This is a genomic window from Acidiphilium sp. AL (genome assembly GCF_025499445.1).
GTDB classification, from domain to species: Bacteria; Pseudomonadota; Alphaproteobacteria; order Acetobacterales; family Acetobacteraceae; genus Acidiphilium; species Acidiphilium iwatense.
Window position 1 is genome coordinate 158967 of sequence record NZ_JAIMBZ010000001.1, and the last position, 18179, is coordinate 177145.

General features: G+C 64.4%; 16 protein-coding genes. 10 read left to right on the forward strand and 6 right to left on the reverse strand.

All coding sequences use genetic code 11. The features are described from left to right. Positions 1-81 precede the first annotated feature (81 nt). From AiwAL_RS00640 to AiwAL_RS00685, 10 genes are all read left to right on the forward strand, one after another. A complete protein-coding gene (locus AiwAL_RS00640) occupies positions 82-543 on the forward strand; it encodes a hypothetical protein (protein ID WP_235703676.1) in 462 nt (153 codons plus the stop codon). A 46-nt stretch (positions 544-589) separates the two neighbouring features. Continuing rightward, positions 590-1324: a 4-hydroxy-tetrahydrodipicolinate reductase gene (gene dapB / locus AiwAL_RS00645; RefSeq protein WP_235703677.1), complete on the forward strand. Its 735-nt coding sequence runs from the start codon at positions 590-592 to the stop codon at positions 1322-1324. A gap of 113 nt (positions 1325-1437) precedes the next feature. Beyond that, positions 1438-2625: a methionine adenosyltransferase gene (gene metK, locus AiwAL_RS00650; RefSeq protein WP_235703678.1), complete on the forward strand. Its 1188-nt coding sequence runs from the start codon at positions 1438-1440 to the stop codon at positions 2623-2625. A 37-nt stretch (positions 2626-2662) separates the two neighbouring features. Next, complete coding sequence (locus AiwAL_RS00655; protein WP_235703679.1) at positions 2663-3328, forward strand: tRNA (guanosine(46)-N(7))-methyltransferase TrmB; 666 nt, start codon at positions 2663-2665, stop codon at positions 3326-3328. 223 nt (positions 3329-3551) lie between these two features. Then, entirely contained in the window at positions 3552-4805 is a 1254-nt protein-coding gene (locus AiwAL_RS00660) for an ABC transporter substrate-binding protein (RefSeq protein ID WP_235703680.1), read from the forward strand. Between the two features lie 73 nt (positions 4806-4878). Then, positions 4879-5751, forward strand: a complete 873-nt coding sequence (locus AiwAL_RS00665; protein ID WP_235703681.1) for a branched-chain amino acid ABC transporter permease — start codon at positions 4879-4881, stop codon at positions 5749-5751. Next, entirely contained in the window at positions 5748-6746 is a 999-nt protein-coding gene (locus AiwAL_RS00670) for a branched-chain amino acid ABC transporter permease (RefSeq protein ID WP_235703682.1), read from the forward strand. Before AiwAL_RS00665 ends, AiwAL_RS00670 begins: the two co-directional genes overlap by 4 nt. Next, complete coding sequence (locus tag AiwAL_RS00675; protein ID WP_235703683.1) at positions 6743-7507, forward strand: ABC transporter ATP-binding protein; 765 nt, start codon at positions 6743-6745, stop codon at positions 7505-7507. The genes AiwAL_RS00670 and AiwAL_RS00675 overlap by 4 nt, the downstream gene beginning before the upstream one ends. Next, positions 7504-8211, forward strand: a complete 708-nt coding sequence (locus AiwAL_RS00680) for an ABC transporter ATP-binding protein (RefSeq protein ID WP_235703684.1) — start codon at positions 7504-7506, stop codon at positions 8209-8211. The genes AiwAL_RS00675 and AiwAL_RS00680 overlap by 4 nt, the downstream gene beginning before the upstream one ends. A gap of 48 nt (positions 8212-8259) precedes the next feature. Then, positions 8260-9456 (forward strand): YbfB/YjiJ family MFS transporter, encoded by a 1197-nt coding sequence (locus tag AiwAL_RS00685; RefSeq protein ID WP_235703685.1) that lies wholly within the window; start codon positions 8260-8262, stop codon positions 9454-9456. Between the two features lie 106 nt (positions 9457-9562). On the opposite strand, the gene ilvD is transcribed toward AiwAL_RS00685, so the two are convergent. The 6 genes from ilvD to pip all read right to left on the reverse strand — a co-directional run bounded on the left by ilvD (position 9563) and on the right by pip (position 18178). Then, the gene (gene ilvD / locus AiwAL_RS00690) at positions 9563-11416 is read right to left on the reverse strand and encodes a dihydroxy-acid dehydratase (RefSeq protein WP_262311904.1); all 1854 of its coding nucleotides are present in this window, start codon (positions 11414-11416) and stop codon (positions 9563-9565) included. A gap of 58 nt (positions 11417-11474) precedes the next feature. Further along, a complete protein-coding gene (locus AiwAL_RS00695) occupies positions 11475-11747 on the reverse strand; it encodes a ribbon-helix-helix domain-containing protein (RefSeq protein WP_262311906.1) in 273 nt (90 codons plus the stop codon). A 35-nt stretch (positions 11748-11782) separates the two neighbouring features. Then, positions 11783-14359, reverse strand: coding sequence for an MMPL family transporter (locus AiwAL_RS00700; protein ID WP_262311907.1), 2577 nt, complete (start codon positions 14357-14359; stop codon positions 11783-11785). A 175-nt stretch (positions 14360-14534) separates the two neighbouring features. Beyond that, positions 14535-15548, reverse strand: a complete 1014-nt coding sequence (locus tag AiwAL_RS00705; RefSeq protein ID WP_235703689.1) for a TAXI family TRAP transporter solute-binding subunit — start codon at positions 15546-15548, stop codon at positions 14535-14537. A 47-nt stretch (positions 15549-15595) separates the two neighbouring features. Then, positions 15596-17200, reverse strand: coding sequence for a Rieske (2Fe-2S) protein (locus AiwAL_RS00710; protein ID WP_262311908.1), 1605 nt, complete (start codon positions 17198-17200; stop codon positions 15596-15598). Between the two features lie 27 nt (positions 17201-17227). Next, positions 17228-18178 (reverse strand): prolyl aminopeptidase, encoded by a 951-nt coding sequence (gene pip, locus AiwAL_RS00715; protein WP_262311909.1) that lies wholly within the window; start codon positions 18176-18178, stop codon positions 17228-17230. Position 18179: the final 1 nt, after the last annotated feature.

Here is an 18179-nt window from a genome sequence, read left to right on the forward strand (position 1 = left end):
TACAACGTCATGTGTGCGTCCTTGAAACCAACCGTCCGTATCACCTCATCCTGATCGTGCCTGCCTTTGGGAGGTTGCGACATGAACCTTGTCGTGAAGCGTCTTACCGCTCCTTTCGTCATCGCCGCCTGTCTCGTCGGCGCGTCCGGGACTGCGCTGGCCACCAGCCAGAGCGCGCCGCCGCAAGGTGTCGGGCTGCTTCCCGCCACCACCGCCCCGTCGGCGGCGGAAATCCGATATCGCAAGACGGTGAATCAGGCCCTGTTCAATCGCTTCGGTCATGGTGGAACCGGGCGCAACCTCTATTGCGCCGGCCCCGCGATCATCCGGTTCCAGATCCTGCCGAACGGGCGCACCGCCCATGTCGCCCTGGTACGCCGAAGCCTCCCGGAACTCGATGCGCGGCTGGTCGCGACGATCACCAACATGGTGTTTCCGCGCTTCGAGCCGGGAATGCCCGAACGGCCCTATCCGCTGGAGTATAAATACGGCGTCTGGACGCTTGCCCAGAAATCGCTCGCGGCACGGACCAATTGCCGCTGACCCGGCGCGATTGCCAACGCCGGGCCGCGCCCATAAACAGGGCTGGATGAAAACGCGCATCGGCATTGCCGGGATTACCGGCCGGATGGGCAGGCTGCTGGCGGAGGCCGTGCCGGCATCCGGGGCGGTGCTCGCCGGCGGCATCGGGCGGGACGGCGATCTCGCTGCTCTCGCCGTCGAATCGGATGTCATCATCGACTTCACCACGGCCGCCACCACCGCGTGCCATGCCAGGAGTCTTGCCGGTGCGGCAACGCCCTGGGTGCTCGGCACTACCGGCCTTACTTCGGACGACGAGGCTGAGGTGAACGTGGCAAGCGCGCGCATCCCGGTCTTCGCGGCGGCGAATTTTGCACCGGGAGTCAATCTGGTGCTCGCCATCGCCGAGCGCCTGGGCGCTGCATTGCCTGCCGAGTCGCATGACGCCGAAATCCTGGAAATGCACCATCGCCAGAAAATCGACGCCCCCTCGGGCACCGCCATCGCGCTCGGCCGGGCGATCGCGCAGGGCAGGGGGGTGGATCTCGACTCGGTCATCGAGTCGGGCCGCCATGGCGCGACCGGCGCGCGTAAACCGGGCGCGATCGGCTTTGCCGCCCTGCGCGGCGGCCAGATCGTGGGTTCGCACAGCGCGATTTTCACCGCTGCGACCGAGCAGATCACCATCACCCACCACGCGCTCGATCGGCGCATTTTCGCCGATGGCGCGGTGCGCGCCGCCCTCTGGCTCGCCGGCAAGCCGCCCGGCCGCTACGGCATGCGTGACCTGCTCGGCTTGTAACCAATCCAGAGCTTGACCCTCGGCGCGGTTTCCGCCATCCCCCCATGGCTCCGGCATGCGGCCAGGGCGCTGTCCCGGCTTGGGGCCATCACTCGCGACAAGAGGAGAAATCCATGCGCGATAGAGGCGAGTTTCTGTTCACCTCGGAGTCGGTTTCCGAAGGTCATCCCGACAAGGTTGCCGACCGGATTTCCGACACCGTACTCGATGCCTATCTCGCGGCCGATCCCTATGCGCGGGTCGCCTGCGAAACCCTGGTGACCACCAACCGGATCGTGCTGGCGGGCGAGACCCGCGGCCCCGCGACCATCTCCCCCGAATATCTCGCGCATCTCGCCCGGCTCGCGGTGCATGACATCGGCTACGATCAGGCAGGGTTTTCCTGGCGCGACGCCAAGATCGACGTGCTGCTCCACGCCCAGTCCGAGGATATCGCCGCCGGCGTCGACGCCGCCGGCAACAAGGACGAGGGCGCCGGCGACCAGGGCATCATGTTCGGTTACGCGTGCTCGGAGACCGAGGTGCTGATGCCCGCGCCGATCCATTATGCGCATCTGATCCTGCGCCGGATATCGGAGCTGCGGAAAATTGGCGACGCGCATGTGGCCGGGCTGCTGCCGGACGCGAAAAGTCAAGTCACGCTGCGCTATGTCGACGGCAAGCCGGTCGCGGCCACCTCGATCGTGGTCTCGACCCAGCATGTCGACGGGATGACGCAGGCCGCCATCAAGGAGATGCTGCGGCCGCTGATCACCGAACTGCTGCCGGAAGGCTGGATGTGCCCGGAGGCGGAATTCTACGTGAACCCCACCGGCAATTTCGTTATCGGCGGACCGGACGGCGATTGCGGACTGACCGGGCGAAAGATCATCGTCGATACCTATGGCGGCGCGGCGCCGCATGGCGGCGGCGCCTTTTCCGGCAAGGACCCGACCAAGGTCGATCGCTCGGCCGCCTATGCCTGCCGCTACCTCGCCAAGAATGTCGTCGCCGCCGGCCTCGCCGAGCGCTGCACCATTCAGGTGAGCTACGCGATCGGCATTTCGCATCCGCTGTCGGTCTATGTCGATCTGAACGGCACCGGGCGCGATATCGACCCGGCCAAGCTCGAACGCACGCTGCGCGACCTGGTCAATCTCTCGCCGCGCGGAATTCGCGAGCATCTGCATCTGAACCGGCCGATTTACGTGCCGACCACCGCCTATGGCCATTTCGGTCGCGAACCCGATGCCGATCTCGGCACGTTCACCTGGGAAAAGACCGATCTGGTGCCGGCGCTGAAATCGGCGTTTGGACGGTAATGTGCGCGGGGATGGTGGGGCGGCCGCGCACCAACCTATGACTCTCAAACCGCCGCCCGACCGGCTCTATGGTCGGGCGCGCGGACATGCGTTGCGGGCGCGGCAAGCGAACCTCATCGAACATCTGTTGCCCCGCCTGCGCTGGCCCGATGTGCGGTTCGACAATACGCCGCGCGAGATCTGGCTCGAGGTCGGCGCCGGCGGGTTCGAGCACGCGGAGGCGATCGCTGCCACTAACCCCGAGATCGGGCTGATCGCCTGCGAGGTTTTCGAAAACGGCATCGCCTCGCTGCTCTCGCGATTGGCGCCTTCCGGCGAGGTGCGGGAGATTCCCCGCAATCTTCGCGTGTATGACGGCGATGCCAGGCATCTGATCCGCGATTTGCCGGACGGATCGATCGCGAAATTGTTTTTGCTGTTCCCGGACCCATGGCCGAAATCGCGACACGCCAAGCGGCGATTTATCCACCCGGCGACAACCGCCGGAGTTGCACGCGTCATGGCGCTCGGCGGGGAATGGCGGATCGCGAGCGACGACCCGACCTATCAGGAGTGGGTCGACGAAGTCTTTTCTAACCAAAATTCATTTGAACTATCATCGTGTTACGATATTCGCCCGGGCAACTGGCCTGCCACGCGTTACGAAGCGAAGGCGATAAGGGCAGGACGGCTTCCTCGATACTGGTCGTTCACACGCAAATGACATGAAAAATCGCCGGATAAGCTCAATCTGTCATTGACAGCGCCTATCCGCCGGATGGACAATCGGAAAGTTATCGTGTGCCGGTGGCGCTGCCCAGGCCCTGGATCAGCCTTGCCAGGATGACGCCGGTGTTAGGTAAATGGCTGCTTACCCACGCGCGTGCCGAAACTATCGGCGGACCGAACCGCCGATGGAAACATGAACAGAGGGGAAGGAAATATTCATGAATAATCCGTCGGGTTCGTTCGATCGTCGCAACGTACTCAAGGCCGGCGCCGCTGTCGGTGTCGCCGGGCTGCTCGCCACGCCGAAACCCACATGGGCGGCCAGCGAAAAGCCGATCAAGATCGGTATGATCGATCCGATCACCAGCATTTTCGCAGCACTCGGCCATAGCGAGATCAAGGGCGCGAAATTCGCCGAGGCAGAGATCAACAAGAAGGGCGGCATCATGGGCCGGCCTCTGCAGCTTATCGTCGAGGATGGCGCGGGCAGCCCCGGAACCAGCATCGATAAGGCCGCGCGTCTGGTGTCGCGTGACAAGATCGACTTCCTGATCGGCGCGGTGAATTCCGCATCGGCGCTGGCGCTCAGCCAATTCGCCAACAAGCACAACCTTCTCTATGTCTGCACCGGCGGTCACGTCGACAGCCTGACCGGCAAGGATTGCCACTGGAACACGTTCCGCACCTGCTCGACCACATGGATGCTGACGGCGGGCGACTTCGAGACCTTGTTCAAGAAATTCGGCAAGACCTGGTACTTCATCACCACCGACTACGCGTTCGGCCATGCCGAGCAGGCCGACTACATCACCCAGCTCAAGAAGGCGGGCGGCAAGGTCGTCGGCGGCGCCCTGGCACCGGTCGGCACCACCGATTTTTCCTCCTATCTGATCGACGTGAAAGCGAAGAAACCGAAGGTGCTCTGCTTGCTGCTCGCCGGCGACGATCAGGTGAACTGCATGAAGCAGATCTCCCAGTTCGGCATCGACAAGGAAATCGCGGTCGGCGGCGCGCTGATCGAGCTCGAGGAATTGCAGGCATTGCCGCAGGCAGCACTCTATGGCTGGTGGACCATGGAGTGGTACTGGAAACAGCCGAAAACCCCGCATGTCGCGGAATTCGTCAAGGCCTATCTGGCTAAATATCCAGGCCAATACCCGACCGCCAGATCCTGGTTCGGCTATGCCTCGGTCTACGCGATCAAGCTTGCGGTCGAGCGCGCGAAATCGATCGAAACGCTGAAAGTCGTCAAGGCGATGGAGGGGCTGGTTCTGCCGCCCGAAATCGCGTTGCAGCCCGGCACGCCGGCCTATCGCGCCGAGGATCATCAATTGATGCTCAGCATGTTCCCCGGCCATGCGATCCAGACCGGAAAATATCCGAATCTGTTCGAGGTCTCGGCGATCGTGCCCGGCGCCCAACTCGCTTTGCCCCCGGCGGAGACCGGCTGCAAAATCAAATACCCGGCTTGATCGGGTACTACTCGGCGTGAAGGACGGCGGCCCCGGCTGGTTCCGGGGCCGTATGCCACCTTGGGAAGAGGTCATGGGTCTCATTCTGCTGTTCAACGCATTCAACGGGCTGATTCAAGGCGCGTTCTACGCGTTGATGGCGCTCGGGCTCGCATTGATTCTCGGCCTGAACAACACGATCAATTTCGCTCAGGGCGCATTCATGGCGCTTGCGGCGTATTTTGCGTTCACCCTGGTGCCTTATACAGGGTTCTGGGGTGCGCTGATCGCGGCGCCGCTACTCGCGGGGGTAATCGGCTTCGCGGTCGAGACGGTTCTGGTGCGCCGCCTCTACAGCCGCAAAGATCCGATCTATACGCTGCTGCTCACCTTCGGCCTCGCGCTGATCATCCAGGATATGATCCGCACGATCTGGGGCGCGCAGGGCAAGCCGCTGGCGATTCCGGGATTTCTCAATCATCCTCTAAGTAACACATATTTCTTCCTTACCGGCTATCGGTTGTTCGTCGTCGCGGTGGCGTTGATCGGCACGGGCGCATTGTTCGCGGTCCTGCGCTTCACCCGCATCGGCATCCGCATCCGCGCCGGCAATGCCGATCTTGAAACGATTTCAGCCCTTGGCGTGAACATATATCTGCTGCGCACGGCGAATTTCATCATCGGCATCGTCTTCGCCGGCGTCGCCGGGATTCTTGCCGCCGGTCAGCTTGGATTGAACCCCACCATGGGCGATGCGCTGATCATGCCGGCCTTCGTCGCGATCGTTGTCGGCGGCGTGGGTTCGCTGGTCGGCTCTCTCCTCGGCGGGCTGATCATCGGCCTCGCCTCCGGCATCACCACGGCGTTCTTCCCGGCGGCGAGCGAGGTGGTGATCTACGTCATCATGGGCATCATGCTGGTGGTGCGGCCGCGCGGCCTGCTCGGGCAGGAGGGGCTGTTCGAATGACCATGGAAATCGCAAGCGCCCGTACCGCTGTCGCGAAACCGCCTGCGCCAGGCTTGATATCGCGCCGCGTCCTCGGCAATGTCGCTCTCGGTCTGGTTTTGCTCGCCGTGCCGTTTTGGCTGCCGCTGGTCGGGGGGTACACCGATCTCGCCTCGCGCGTGCTGATCTATGCACTCGCGGCCATGGGGCTGAACCTGCTGCTCGGCTTCACCGGCGGCTTGTCGTTCGGCCACGCGGCCTATTTCGGCCTCGGGGCCTATGGCGTCGGGCTGATGCTGAAATACGAAACCCACAGCATTCTCCTCGCCCTTCTGGTCGGCACCCTGGTTGGCGGCATCGCGGCCACGCTGCTTGGCCCGATCGCGGTGCGCCGGCGCGGCATCTATTTTGCGATGATCACCATCGCCATCGGCCAGATGTTCTACTTCCTGGCGGTACGCTGGAATTCGCTGACCGGCGGCGAGGATGGCCTGACCGGATTTTCGCGCCATCCTATCAAGCTTCCGGGCCTGACCGTGCCGATGGGGTCGGTCGGTTTCTTCTACCTCGTGCTGGTCTGCTTCGGAGCCTGCGCGCTGCTGTTGTGGACTGTGCTGAATTCACCTCTTGGCCATACGTTCGTCGGAATCAGGGAAAATTATAAGCGGCTGATCTTTCTCGGCGTGAGGACCAAGCGATATCTGGCGATTTCCTTCGCGATTTCCGGGTTCGTGGTGGCGCTGGCCGGCGGGCTGAACGCGCTGCTCGACAATTTCACGTCGCCGAACACACTGAACTACACGTTGTCGGGCGATTTTCTGATCATCGCGGTGCTTGGCGGGATGCGCAATTTCTGGGGACCGTTGGCCGGCGCCGTCATCTTCATTCTGGTCCGCGATTATGTCAGTTCGATCACCGATAACTGGATGACGGTGATCGGCCTCATCTTCGTCCTTTCGGTGCTCTTTTTTCCGCTCGGCATTCTCGGCTTCTTCAACCGGAAATCCGCGTCATGAGTTTCCTCGTCCTCGACTCGGTCGGTCGCCGATTCGGTGCGTTGCGCGCACTGTCGGATATTTCGCTCAGCGTCGAGTCCGGCGAATTGCGTGCGATCATCGGGCCGAACGGCGCGGGCAAGACCACGTTGTTCAACCTGATCAGCGGCTTTTTCCCGCCCACCGAAGGTAATATCACCTTCGAGGGTGCGCCGATCACTGCGGTCAATCCGACCGAACTGGTCCATCGCGGTATCATCCGCACCTTCCAGATCACCGAGATTTTTCTGTCGCTTACCGTCTATGAGAATCTGCGCATCGCGGTCGAAACCGCGATGGGCCTCAATCTGCGCCCGTGGATTTCCCGTGCGCAACGCGCGGCGGTGGCGGAGCGCATCGCGGAACTGGCCGCCATCGTCAGGATTGAGTCAAAGCTTCATCGTGTGGCGGGCGAATTGTCGCATGGCGATCAGCGTGTGGTGGAAATCGGCATCGTGCTGGCCAAATCACCGAAACTTCTGCTGCTCGACGAGCCGACGGCGGGCATGGGTGACGAGGAAACCCGCCACATGACCGATCTGATCCGCCGGCTGAACAAGGAACAGCACATCACCATGCTGTTCGTCGAACACGACATGGCGATCGTCTTCGGTATCGCCGATCGGATCACCGTGCTCGATAACGGAAAAATGCTCGCCGAGGGCAATGCGGCCGAAATCGCCGCCAATCCGCGCGTGCAATCGGCCTATCTTGGCGATGCAGGTTTGGGGAACGCCGCATGAGCGCCGTGTTGCAGGCCGAGGGGCTACAGACCTATTACGGAAAAAGCCACATCCTGCATGGAGTTTCGCTCACTGTGGGGCAGGGCGAGCTGATCGCGTTGCTGGGCCGCAACGGCGCGGGCAAGACCACCACCATGCGCAGCATCATGGGCTTGACCGCGCCGCGTGAAGGCATGGTGCGCCTGTTTGGCCGGGACACCACGGGTATCGCGCCCTATCGCGTCGCCGGCATGGGGGTCGGGTATGTGCCTGAAGGCCGCAAGATTTTCGGCCACCTCACGGTTCACGAAAATCTGCTGGTTCCGCCGCAAACCAAGGGGCCATGGACCATCCCGGCGGTCTATCAACTGTTCCCCCGTCTCGAAGAACGCCGCACCAGCAAGGGCGGCCGGTTGTCCGGCGGCGAACAGGAAATGCTGTCGATCGCGCGCGCCCTGTTGCTGAACCCGAAATTCCTGATTCTCGACGAACCCTCCCAGGGCCTGGCTCCGGTTATCGTGCAGGAGGTGATGCTCACCGTCGGGCGGATGAAAAGCGAAGGCATGTCGATCCTTCTGGTCGAGCAGAACGCGTTCCTCGCGTTGAAACTCGCGGACCGGGCTTATGTGCTGTCGGACGGCGAGGTCGTCTATGACGGCTCTGCCGCCGAACTCGCCGCCGACACCACGCGCATGGAAAATCTCGCGGGGGTCAGCCACATTTAAGCCGGATTGGCGGATCGTCGCGACTGATCTAGTGATGGCGGAAACGTCATGAGGTCTGCCATGCCCTCCGCGATCATCCAAACCGAACCAACCGCATCCAATCTGGACGCGGCGAAGGTGATGATTGCCGGCGTGGCCAGCATGATCCTCACGGTGGGGCTCGCGCGCTTCCTCTACACGCCGCTTCTGCCGGTCATGCAGGCGCAAGCCCATCTCTCCACCGTCGCGGGCGGCTGGCTCGCGACCATCAACTACGCGGGCTACATGACGGGTACGCTGCTCGCGGCCTCGGTCGGCGGTCTGCGCACGAAGTTCCACCTTTATCGTGCGCTGCTCCTGGTTGCCCTGGTCGGCACCGCCGGCATGGGTCTGACCACGAATTTGGCCCTCTGGGCAGTGCTGCGCTTCATCGCGGGGATGTCCAGCGTTGCCGGGCTTCTGCTCGGCTCCGGCCTCGTACTCAACTGGCTGCTGCGCCACGGGCGGCGACTAGAACTCGGCGTGCATTTCGGTGGTGTCGGGCTTGGCATCGCGGTTTCCGGCCTGCTCGCGATCGCGATGGCCGGATGGCTCGACTGGGCGGATCAATGGCTGGTCGCCGGTGCGTTCGGCGTGCTGTTTCTCATTCCTGCCTGGGTCTGGCTGCCTGCGCCGCCCGCGCATGACGGCATTCACCGCCCGGCAATGGTCGATCGGCCGCCGTCCCATCGCTGGATGACCCTGTTCACCCTGGCCTATTTTTGCGCGGGGGTGGGGTATGTGGTCAGCGCGACCTTCATCGTCGCGATTGCCGCGCATCAGCCGCAACTGCGCGGTTTCGGCAATCTCGTCTGGGTCGTCGTCGGCTTGGCGGCGATGCCGTCCTGTCCGCTCTGGGACCGCATGGCGCGGCGCACCGGCGATATTCCGGCGCTGCTCGCGGCATTCGCGATGCTGATCGTCGCGATCATGCTGTCGGCCACCAACAAGGGTCTCGCCGCTTCGATGGTGAGCGCCGCGCTCTATGGCGCCTCGTTCAACGGCATCACCAGCATGACGCTGAGCATCATCGGCCGGCTCTATCCGAGCAATCCGGCAAAGGCGATGGCGCGGCTGACCATCAGCTTCGGTGCGGCGCAGATCATCGCTCCCGCCGTCTCGGGCTATATCGCGGCATTCACCGGCAGCTATCGCGGCGCCCTGTTCATGGCCGCCGCGACCATGGCCGCGGGGATGGTATTTCTCGCAGCGATACGCCGAGAGTAGTGCGTGATCGGTTCAAGTCGATCACGCACTACTCATATATTTTGGGCGAGCAAGTTGGCCGGTTCTGGTTGAACCATTCCGTTCAACCAGAACCGGCCAACTTGCTCTAACGCGCCCGCTGCACCTGCTTCACGTCGCGCACCGCCCCGTTTGCCGCACTCGTGGTCAGTGCCGCGTAGGCTTGCAGGGCGGGCGAGACCATGCGGTCGCGTGCGGCCGGCTGCCACGCCTGCGTGCCTTTCGCGTCCATCGCCGCGCGCCGTTCCGTCAGGGTTGCATCGTCTAACAAAACATCGATTTTGCGTGCGGGAATATCGATCGCGATGATGTCGCCGTCCTCGATCAGGCCGATCGCGCCGCCCTCGGCGGCTTCCGGCGAGATATGACCGATCGAAAGCCCCGACGTGCCGCCGGAAAACCGTCCGTCGGTGATCAGCGCGCAGGCTTTGCCAAGGCCCTTCGATTTCAGATAGCTCGTCGGATACAGCATCTCCTGCATTCCCGGCCCGCCCTTCGGCCCTTCATAGCGGATCACCACCACATCGCCGGGCTTGACCGCATCGCCGAGAATCCCCGCCACCGCATCGTCCTGGCTTTCGAAAATCCGGGCCGGGCCCTTGAAATTCAGGTTCGCGGCATCGACGCCGGCGGTCTTCACGATCGCCCCGTCAAGCGCGATATTGCCATACAGAACCGCAAGTCCGCCATCCTTGCTGAAGGCGTGTTCGGCGTCGCGAATGACGCCATGTTGCCGATCGAGATCGAGGCTCTCGTAGCGCCGGTCCTGGCTGAACGCCTGGGTCGTACGCACGCCGCCTGGCGCCGCGCTGTAAAGCGTTTTCGCCTGCTCGCGGCCTTGGACCACGTCCCATCGATCGATCGCTTCGCCCAGGGTCTTTTCATGCACCGTCGCGCAGCCGCGGTGGATCAGCCCGGCGCGATCGAGTGCGCCGAGAATCCCCATGATCCCACCCGCGCGATGCACATCCTCCATATGGACATCCGCTACTGAAGGCGAAACCTTGCACAAATTCGGCACCCGGCGCGACAGACGGTCGATGTCCTTCATGGTGAAATCGAGTTCCGCCTCGCGTGCGGCGGCTAGCAGATGCAGCACCGTGTTGGTCGAACCGCCCATCGCGATGTCGAGCGACATGGCGTTTTCGAAGGCGGCGAAACTGGCGATGGCGCGCGGCAGCACCGAGGCGTCGTCCTGCTCGTAATGGCGCCGCGCGAGATCGACGATCTGCCAGCCGGCTTCGACGAAAAGTTTCCGCCGATCGGCATGGGTGGCGAGCAGCGAGCCGTTGCCGGGCAGCGCCAGACCCAAAGCCTCGGTCAGGCAGTTCATCGAATTGGCGGTGAACATGCCCGAGCACGATCCGCAGGTGGGGCAGGCGGAGCGTTCCATCACCGCCGCCTGTTCGTCGGTCTGGGTCGGGTCGGCGGCGGCGACCATGGCGGTGATCAGATCGACCGCCTGGGTCTTCCCGCCGGCGACGTATTTGCCCGCTTCCATCGGGCCGCCGGAGACGAAAATCGCCGGAATGTTCAGGCGCAGCGCCGCCATCAGCATCCCCGGCGTGATCTTGTCGCAGTTGGAAATGCAGACCAGCGCATCGGCGCAATGGGCGTTGACCATGTATTCGACGGAATCGGCGATCAACTCGCGCGAGGGCAGCGAATACAGCATGCCGCCGTGGCCCATGGCGATGCCGTCATCCACCGCGATCGTGTTGAACTCCTTGGCCACCCCGCCCGCCGCCTCGATCTCGCGCGCGACCAATTGCCCGAGATCCTTCAGATGCACATGGCCGGGCACGAACTGGGTGAAGGAATTGGCGATGGCGATGATCGGCTTGCCGAAATCTCCATCGCCCATGCCGGTCGCGCGCCACAATGCGCGGGCGCCGGCCATGTTGCGGCCATGGGTGGAAGTACGGGAACGATATTGTGGCATTTTTCGAGTTTCCGGTCGAATATTTCAATTTTCTTATAGTCTGGCGTTCTCTGCTCCGCTACCCCGCCTGAATCAGGGCAAATACGCGCAGCGCGGATGCCAAGGCCTGATCGGCGCCGCGCCCGGCATCGATCGAGGCGATCAGGTCCGGCAACGTCACGTCGCGGCGCTCGGCGATCGCCGCAAGGGCCGCCCAGAACGCGGGCTCCAGAGCGATGCTGGTCCGATGACCCGAAAGCGAAATGCTGCGTTTTTCCAGCACTAGAGCAATATGGCATTTGATGGAATCGCGCAGCGATCCATCAAAGCCATGAAATTGCTCGCCAAACATGAGTAGAGCATGATGATACCTAAAATCATCATGCTCTACTCGCGGCGAGACAGGGAGTAGAGCAGGGCGGGCAGAAATACGAAGGTCGCAATCAGCACGGCGGCAAGGCTCAGCAAGAGCACATCCCCCATGCTCGCGGTGCCGCGGTCATGCGAGGCCGCGAGCGAGCCGAACGCGGTCCCGGTGGTCAGCGCCGAAAACAGCACGGCCCGCGCGGTGGCCGAGCCGAGCAGATGCTTCATCCCATCGCGCCAGTTCATCACGAAATAGACGTTGAACGACACGCCGACCCCGAGCAGCAGCGGCAGCGCGATGATATTGGCGTAGTTGAGCGACAATCCGGCAAGCTGGGCGAACAAGGCGGTCAGGAAGGCGGACAGCGCCAGGGTGATCACCACCAGCGCCGAATCCCGCGCCGAACGCAGCACGATCATCAGGATGATCGCGATGGCGACGGCGGCGAGCGAGGCCGCTTCGCGGAACGCGCCGAGAATGGTTTTCGCAGTGGCCACCGTCGTTGCCGCCGGCCCGGTGACCACCGGCACCACCCGATGCACAGCGTCGACGAATTTCCACAACCCCGGCGAGGTTTGCGCCGCCGCCGTCGGAATCACCTGTAGCCGCACCTGGCCGTCCGGCAGGAACCAGTCGCGTTTGACGTCCTGCGGCAGATTGCCGGCGGTGATCCGCTGGGCGGACAGTGCGTCGTTCAGCCGTGCCAATTCACCGGGCAGATATTTGGTCAGCGCCGCGTTCATCGCCATCAGCACTGCATCCGGCGCGGATTGGAGCTTGCCCAGCGCCTGGCCGATTCCGAGCAGCGGCGACTCCTTGGGCAGTTTGTCGGTCACCTTGGCGATTTCCGCCGCCGCCTTGGCAGCGGCGGTGCGCAGCCGGGCGGGCGTCAATGCCGGCGGCGGTTCGTCCAGCAGCGACGGGGCGAGAATCTGCTGTGTCTGCTGGATCATTCCGAGCTTCGCCTCCTGATGCTCGGGAATGAAAGTGGCTCCCGAGATCACCTGCGACACTTCGGGCAGCTTGCCGAACCGCGCCGCGAGGTTTCGTGCCGCCGGCAGATCCTTCGCCAGTACATCGACATAGAACGGATTGGTCACCGATTTGCCGAGCAGCGTCTTCAATGTGCGCATCGCCTCGGTATTCGGGTTCTGGGTATCGAGCGGATTGGCGTCGAACCGCAGCGTGCCGACCGAGACGATCCCGGCGAGCGCCAGAATGGCGAACAGCGCAAGGACTGGCCGTCCGTGCCGTTTCAGCGCGGCGTCGCCCCAATCGCCGAGCGGGAATCCGATGCGCTCGGGCTCGCCGCGCGGCCAGGTCAGAGCGAGCAGCGCAGGCAGAAACGTGACGGTGCAGAAGAACGCGATGATCATGCCGATACCGGCGATCAGCCCCAACTCGGCGACGCCGACGAAACTGGTCGGCACGAAGGCGAGAAAGCCGCAGGCGGTCGCGATCGAGGCCAGCGCGATCTGCATGCCGGCCTCCGCCGCCGCGCCGATCAGGGCGAGTGCGGGATCGTCGATCCGGCGCCGTACGTCGCGCATGCGCACGCAGAACTGAATCGCGAAATCTACCGCGAGCCCCACGAACAATATCGCGAACGCGACCGAAATCAGATTGAGCGTGCCGATCGCGATGCCCGCGAAACTGATGGTCAGTGCAAGGCCGGCGAGCAAAGTCGCCAGGATCGGCAGGATCATCCGCCAGGACCGCACCGCGAGCAGCAGCCACAGGGTGATCAGTACGACGCTGACCACCAGCCCGAGCACCATGCCCTGCTTGAGGCTCGCGAATTGCTCGTCCGAAAGCGGGATCTGGCCGGTATAGCTCACCGAGGCGTCGCCGGATTTCACTTCGGGCAGCGATGCCGCGATTCGCCGCAGCGCCGCGGTCGCGGCACCGCCCGGCTCCAGGCTGCCATGGTCGAGCACCGGATGGATCAGCACGAAGCGCACATCGCCCTGTTCCTTGGTGACGCCCGGCGTGATCAGCGACTGCCACGACAATGGCCTTGGATGGCCGGCGGCCGCGGCATCGAGTGCCGCTTCGAAGCTCTTGAGCTGGTCGGTATAGGGGGTCAGGTTCGCCTGTCCGGCGCCGACCCCCACCGCCATCAGATCCAGCGCCTTGAACAGCCCGGCCGCCGATGGATCGGCCGAAAGCTGGCCAAGAAACGGCTGCGCCGAAACGATGGCGTTGAGCAGGCCGGCCAGTTGCGCCTGCGGCAGGAGCAGCAATCCGTCCCGCCGGTAGAACCGTCCGGTGCCGGGGCGCTTGACATCCTTGAAATGCACCTTGTCCGCCGCCACGCGTTCGGCCAGCACTTTCGCGGTCGCCGCGGCGCCTTCCGGGGTGCGGTCGCGCACCACCGCGACGATCAGGTTGCCGAATTGCGGAAACGCTTTGTCGAACTTGATCTGTTCCTGCCGCCAGGGCAGGGAACTCGCGAACAGATGATCGGTATTGGTGTCGATGCCGAGATGTGCGGCGGCATAGGCGAGCCCCAGTCCGATCGCCACGAGATAGGCGACGATCACCGCCATCGCGTTGCGGCGGCTCCGCGCCACCATCGTCATGATCAATCTGCGCATCGACCCATCCGTGAGCGTTTCGGCGAACACATAGACCGGATTTGTCGATCTGAAACCGCCGCCCCGCGATACCGGCTCCGCGGCCGCGAATTTAAGCCGTGACCGGCCTAGGGTGTGTACCCAGCGCAGCTCACACCGCCATTGGGTACACACCCTAATCCGATCGCGGTCCGATTTAACTTTGAATCAGACGCGCCGGCGCCGCAAGCCCGTGACGCCGCAGTGCGGCCGCGGCACCCGGATGGATCTCGACCGGGATATCGCCTTCGATCCATGAGCCATGGAACAGCGTGGCACCCGGCAGGTCGCGGATCAGCGCGGCACGATGGGCAAGCGCCGCATCGGTCAGCCGCCCGGCCAGCATATCCGGCAGATCGGCCCGGCAGATCGCGATCGCGCCGGAGCCGATCGTCGCAACCGGAGCGCTTTGGTCGGGCAGGCTCGTGGCCGGAATCACCGCCGCCGCCAGTCCCGGTACGATTCGGCCTATCGCGGCCTGCTCTGCTCTGGTGAACCCGATCATGGTGAAGCCGCCTCGCTTCGCCGCCGCGCGGATCGCCGGCAGGGGCGTCACCCCGAAGAATGCGCAGGCATCGAGCCGCTTTTCGCGCAGCAGATCGGTCTGTTCGGCATAGAGTCCGGTGATCGCGAGGCGCGGTGAAATCCCCGCGGCGGCGAGCATGGCGGGAATCAGAACCGATCCGGCGCCGCCAGCAGGGCCGATGCCAATACGCGCGCCGGTGAGATCGCCAAGGTGCCGGACCTTGCCGTCGAGCGGCGCAAAAATCTGCAATGTCGTCTCGAAGATGGGAAACAGGGCGCGAAATCCGCGCAACGGCACATTTCCGGTCCATGCCGCGTGGCCGCTCCAGGCCTGGGCCGCGACCGCGAGCGTGGTCATGCCGAGCTGTGCCGCGTTCTGTTCGGCTAAAAGGATATTCGCGGCACTGCCGCCGGATGCGTGGTAGGATACGGCAATCCGCGTGCCTTTCTGCGCCGCCATGCCCCAGGCCGGCCCGAACAGCGCGAAACCGCCGCCGGGCTCGCCGGTCGCCATGGTCAGCGCCGCCGGCATCAGGGGCAAGGCCGGATTTGCCCGCGCAACGCCGATCGTGGCGCCGCCCGCGATCAATCCAAGCGCCGACCGCCGGCCAATGAAGTCGCGGCGCGCTCGTGCTCCCAGCGCCATGGTTGCTTCCCTTCGGTTCCCGGTGATTTTTTCCGCCTCTATTGGGGCTAAATCAGGGCAATTCGATTCGCTCCAGGCCCGATCAGATCGAGCGCCTGGCGGGCGGCGCGCAAGGCATGGCGTCCCTTCATCGGTGCCGCGACGAACCGGTTCAGGGCGGCGGTCAGGGTATGCGCTTGCGCGGGCAGGATCGTGGCCATCACGTCGGCCGCGCACAGGGTTTTGACGACGTGCGCCGAAATGATGAAGCGGTCCCGGCCATGGTCGAACACCGCCCGGTACTGCCGGTCCAGGCTGGCGCGGTCATCGTCCTGACCATGGGCCGAGGCATCGGCGGCCGCATCGACAAATCCGGCGTTGCGGCCGATGAAGCAGGCCAACTGCAACAATATCGACGGCCACAGCGCGGGCGTTTCGCCGGCGACCCGCCATCCCGCCTCGGCGAAGGTGATCGCGTGGGTGAAGTCGAGCCAGTTGACGGATTGCGCCGGCGCCACGTCGGTGCGGTCGAACAACGATGCATTCGCGTGCAGCATCATCCAGGCCGCCTCGCCGACCAGCGCCTCGAAAATTTGCTCCGGCGGGTGGCGCGCGCCCCAGCCGGCGACGATCGGCAGGACCCGGCGAACCGATTTGCCGCGCAGGGACGCGCCAGCCAGCGCCGGCGTGTCGGTCCGGGCGCGGCCCCAGGCGTCCAGCACGGTCTGGTAGGTGGCGAACTCCGGCAACAGATCTTCGCGGGTCGCGCGGATCAGGCTGCGAACCAGCAGCGCCAGCAAGGGCGCCGCGCCGCCGGGCCCCAGGGTGTCGATCAGATCGACCGTCTTGATCGTGTAGATGAGGGAATGGCCGAAATCGGCGTAGTGGTTCAGGGCGGCGCGCGCGAGGATCGGGCGCAGATCATCCGCGGCCAATCCGGCGCGGGGCGCGGCGCGGATCAGATGGATCGCGGCGGCTTCGTTCTCCGTCTCGATCGCGTCGAGAAACGCGGCCGGGTTCCAGGATCGGCTTTTGGGGTCCGCGTCGTCCGCAAACGGGTGCAAACCCTGCCCGAAGGCGTCGTCCGCGATGTGGCCGAGGATTTCACCCAGGGCGACGAGCCGTTCCGCCGGCGTCGTTTCCGGCCGCGCGGCAAGGGCGAGCCAGTCGGGGGTGACGGCGATGGCGTGAGTGGTTCCGTCTTCGAGACGCTCGTGTGCCCAGGCGACGGCATGGCGGACCAGATCGAGATGGTCTCCGCCGGCCGCGAGATAGCGGGCGGCTTCCCGGAGAATGCGTCCCTGCCGGCGGGTGCGCAGGGCGGTTTCGAGATCGTCCAGAATCCGTCTCCGGCTCGCGTTCCGATCGGGCGGCGTCAAATCGATCTGGACCTGTCCGTCCCGAACGCGCACCGGGTAATGCCGCAAACGGTCCTCGCCGACCAGCGTCCGGCCCGAGGCGAGATCGAATTTCCAGTGGTGCCAATGGCAGGTCAGCGTGCAGCCGTCGAGCGCGCCTTCGGCGAGCGGGTAGCCCTCGTGCGGACAGCGGTTATCGACCGCGAAGATCGCGCCGTCCGCTGCGATCAGCAGGATTTGGCCGCCGTCATGCCTGACGATTGTTTTGCCGCTCCGATCGAGCCGTTCGAGCGTGATCGCGTCGAGCCATTGCATCGTGTTCTCCCGAGTGCTTCTTCCAGGCTAGAGCAAGATGTGCGCGCGCTGCAATCCGGCAATCAGGGCGGCGCGGATGCCGGGTTCCAGCGCCGAATGGCCGGCATCCGGCACGATGGTCAGCCTGGCGGCCGGCCAGGCGGCGGCGAGATCGAAGGCGGTTCGCGGCGGGCAGATCATGTCGTAGCGGCCCTGGACGATCTCGGCCGGCACCCGCTTCAGCGGCTCCATATGTGCGAGCAGCCCGCCTTCTGGCAGAAACAGGCCATGCACGAAATAATGCGCCTCGATCCGCGCCAGCCCGATCGCGGTGCGGTCCTGAGCGAAAGCCGCCACGGTCTCGAAGCTCGGCAGCAAAGTCGAGCACGAGCCTTCATAGACCGACCATGCGCGCGCTGCCGGGACGTGGATGTCCGGGTTCGGGTCGCAGAGCCGCTTCAGATAGTTTGCCAGAAGATCGCGGCGCTCGGCTTCGGGCAGGAAATTGACCAAAGCGGCATGAGCGTCGGGGAAAAACTGGGCGAGTCCGTGCAGGAACCAGTCCACTTCGCCGGGACGGCCGAGAAAAATGCCGCGCAACACCATCCCGGCCACCCGCTCGGGATATGTCTGACCATAGGCCAGCGCAAGCGTGGACCCCCAGGAGCCGCCGAACAGGATGAACCGCTCGATGCCGAGAAATCCGCGTAGCGTCTCGATGTCGTGCACCAGATGCGCTGTGGTATTCGCCGCCAGCCCGCCGAGCGGGGTGGACCGCCCGGCGCCGCGCTGATCGAAAATCACCACGCGCCAGATCGCGGGATCGAAGAACCGCCGATGCACCGCGCCTGCCCCGGCGCCCGGCCCGCCATGCAGGAACAGCACTGGCTTGCCGCGCGGGTTGCCGACCTGCTCCCAATAGATCACATGCCCGTCGCCGACCGGCAGATAGCCGCTCTCGTATGGGCCGATTTCCGGGAACAGGTCGCCGCGCGGCATG

Bases quoted from the DNA above. Each gene is read 5' to 3' on its own strand.
- AiwAL_RS00640 (WP_235703676.1), top strand. From the start codon at position 82: ATGAACCTTGTCGTGAAGCGTCTTACCGCTCCTTTCGTCATCGCCGCC.
- dapB (WP_235703677.1), top strand. From the start codon at position 590: ATGAAAACGCGCATCGGCATTGCCGGGATTACCGGCCGGATGGGCAGG.
- metK (WP_235703678.1), top strand. From the start codon at position 1,438: ATGCGCGATAGAGGCGAGTTTCTGTTCACCTCGGAGTCGGTTTCCGAA.
- AiwAL_RS00655 (WP_235703679.1), top strand. From the start codon at position 2,663: ATGACTCTCAAACCGCCGCCCGACCGGCTCTATGGTCGGGCGCGCGGA.
- AiwAL_RS00660 (WP_235703680.1), top strand. From the start codon at position 3,552: ATGAATAATCCGTCGGGTTCGTTCGATCGTCGCAACGTACTCAAGGCC.
- AiwAL_RS00665 (WP_235703681.1), top strand. From the start codon at position 4,879: ATGGGTCTCATTCTGCTGTTCAACGCATTCAACGGGCTGATTCAAGGC.
- AiwAL_RS00670 (WP_235703682.1), top strand. From the start codon at position 5,748: ATGACCATGGAAATCGCAAGCGCCCGTACCGCTGTCGCGAAACCGCCT.
- AiwAL_RS00675 (WP_235703683.1), top strand. From the start codon at position 6,743: ATGAGTTTCCTCGTCCTCGACTCGGTCGGTCGCCGATTCGGTGCGTTG.
- AiwAL_RS00680 (WP_235703684.1), top strand. From the start codon at position 7,504: ATGAGCGCCGTGTTGCAGGCCGAGGGGCTACAGACCTATTACGGAAAA.
- AiwAL_RS00685 (WP_235703685.1), top strand. From the start codon at position 8,260: ATGAGGTCTGCCATGCCCTCCGCGATCATCCAAACCGAACCAACCGCA.
- ilvD (WP_262311904.1), bottom strand. From the start codon at position 11,416: ATGCCACAATATCGTTCCCGTACTTCCACCCATGGCCGCAACATGGCC.
- AiwAL_RS00695 (WP_262311906.1), bottom strand. From the start codon at position 11,747: ATGTTTGGCGAGCAATTTCATGGCTTTGATGGATCGCTGCGCGATTCC.
- AiwAL_RS00700 (WP_262311907.1), bottom strand. From the start codon at position 14,359: ATGCGCAGATTGATCATGACGATGGTGGCGCGGAGCCGCCGCAACGCG.
- AiwAL_RS00705 (WP_235703689.1), bottom strand. From the start codon at position 15,548: ATGGCGCTGGGAGCACGAGCGCGCCGCGACTTCATTGGCCGGCGGTCG.
- AiwAL_RS00710 (WP_262311908.1), bottom strand. From the start codon at position 17,200: ATGCAATGGCTCGACGCGATCACGCTCGAACGGCTCGATCGGAGCGGC.
- pip (WP_262311909.1), bottom strand. From the start codon at position 18,178: ATGCCGCGCGGCGACCTGTTCCCGGAAATCGGCCCATACGAGAGCGGC.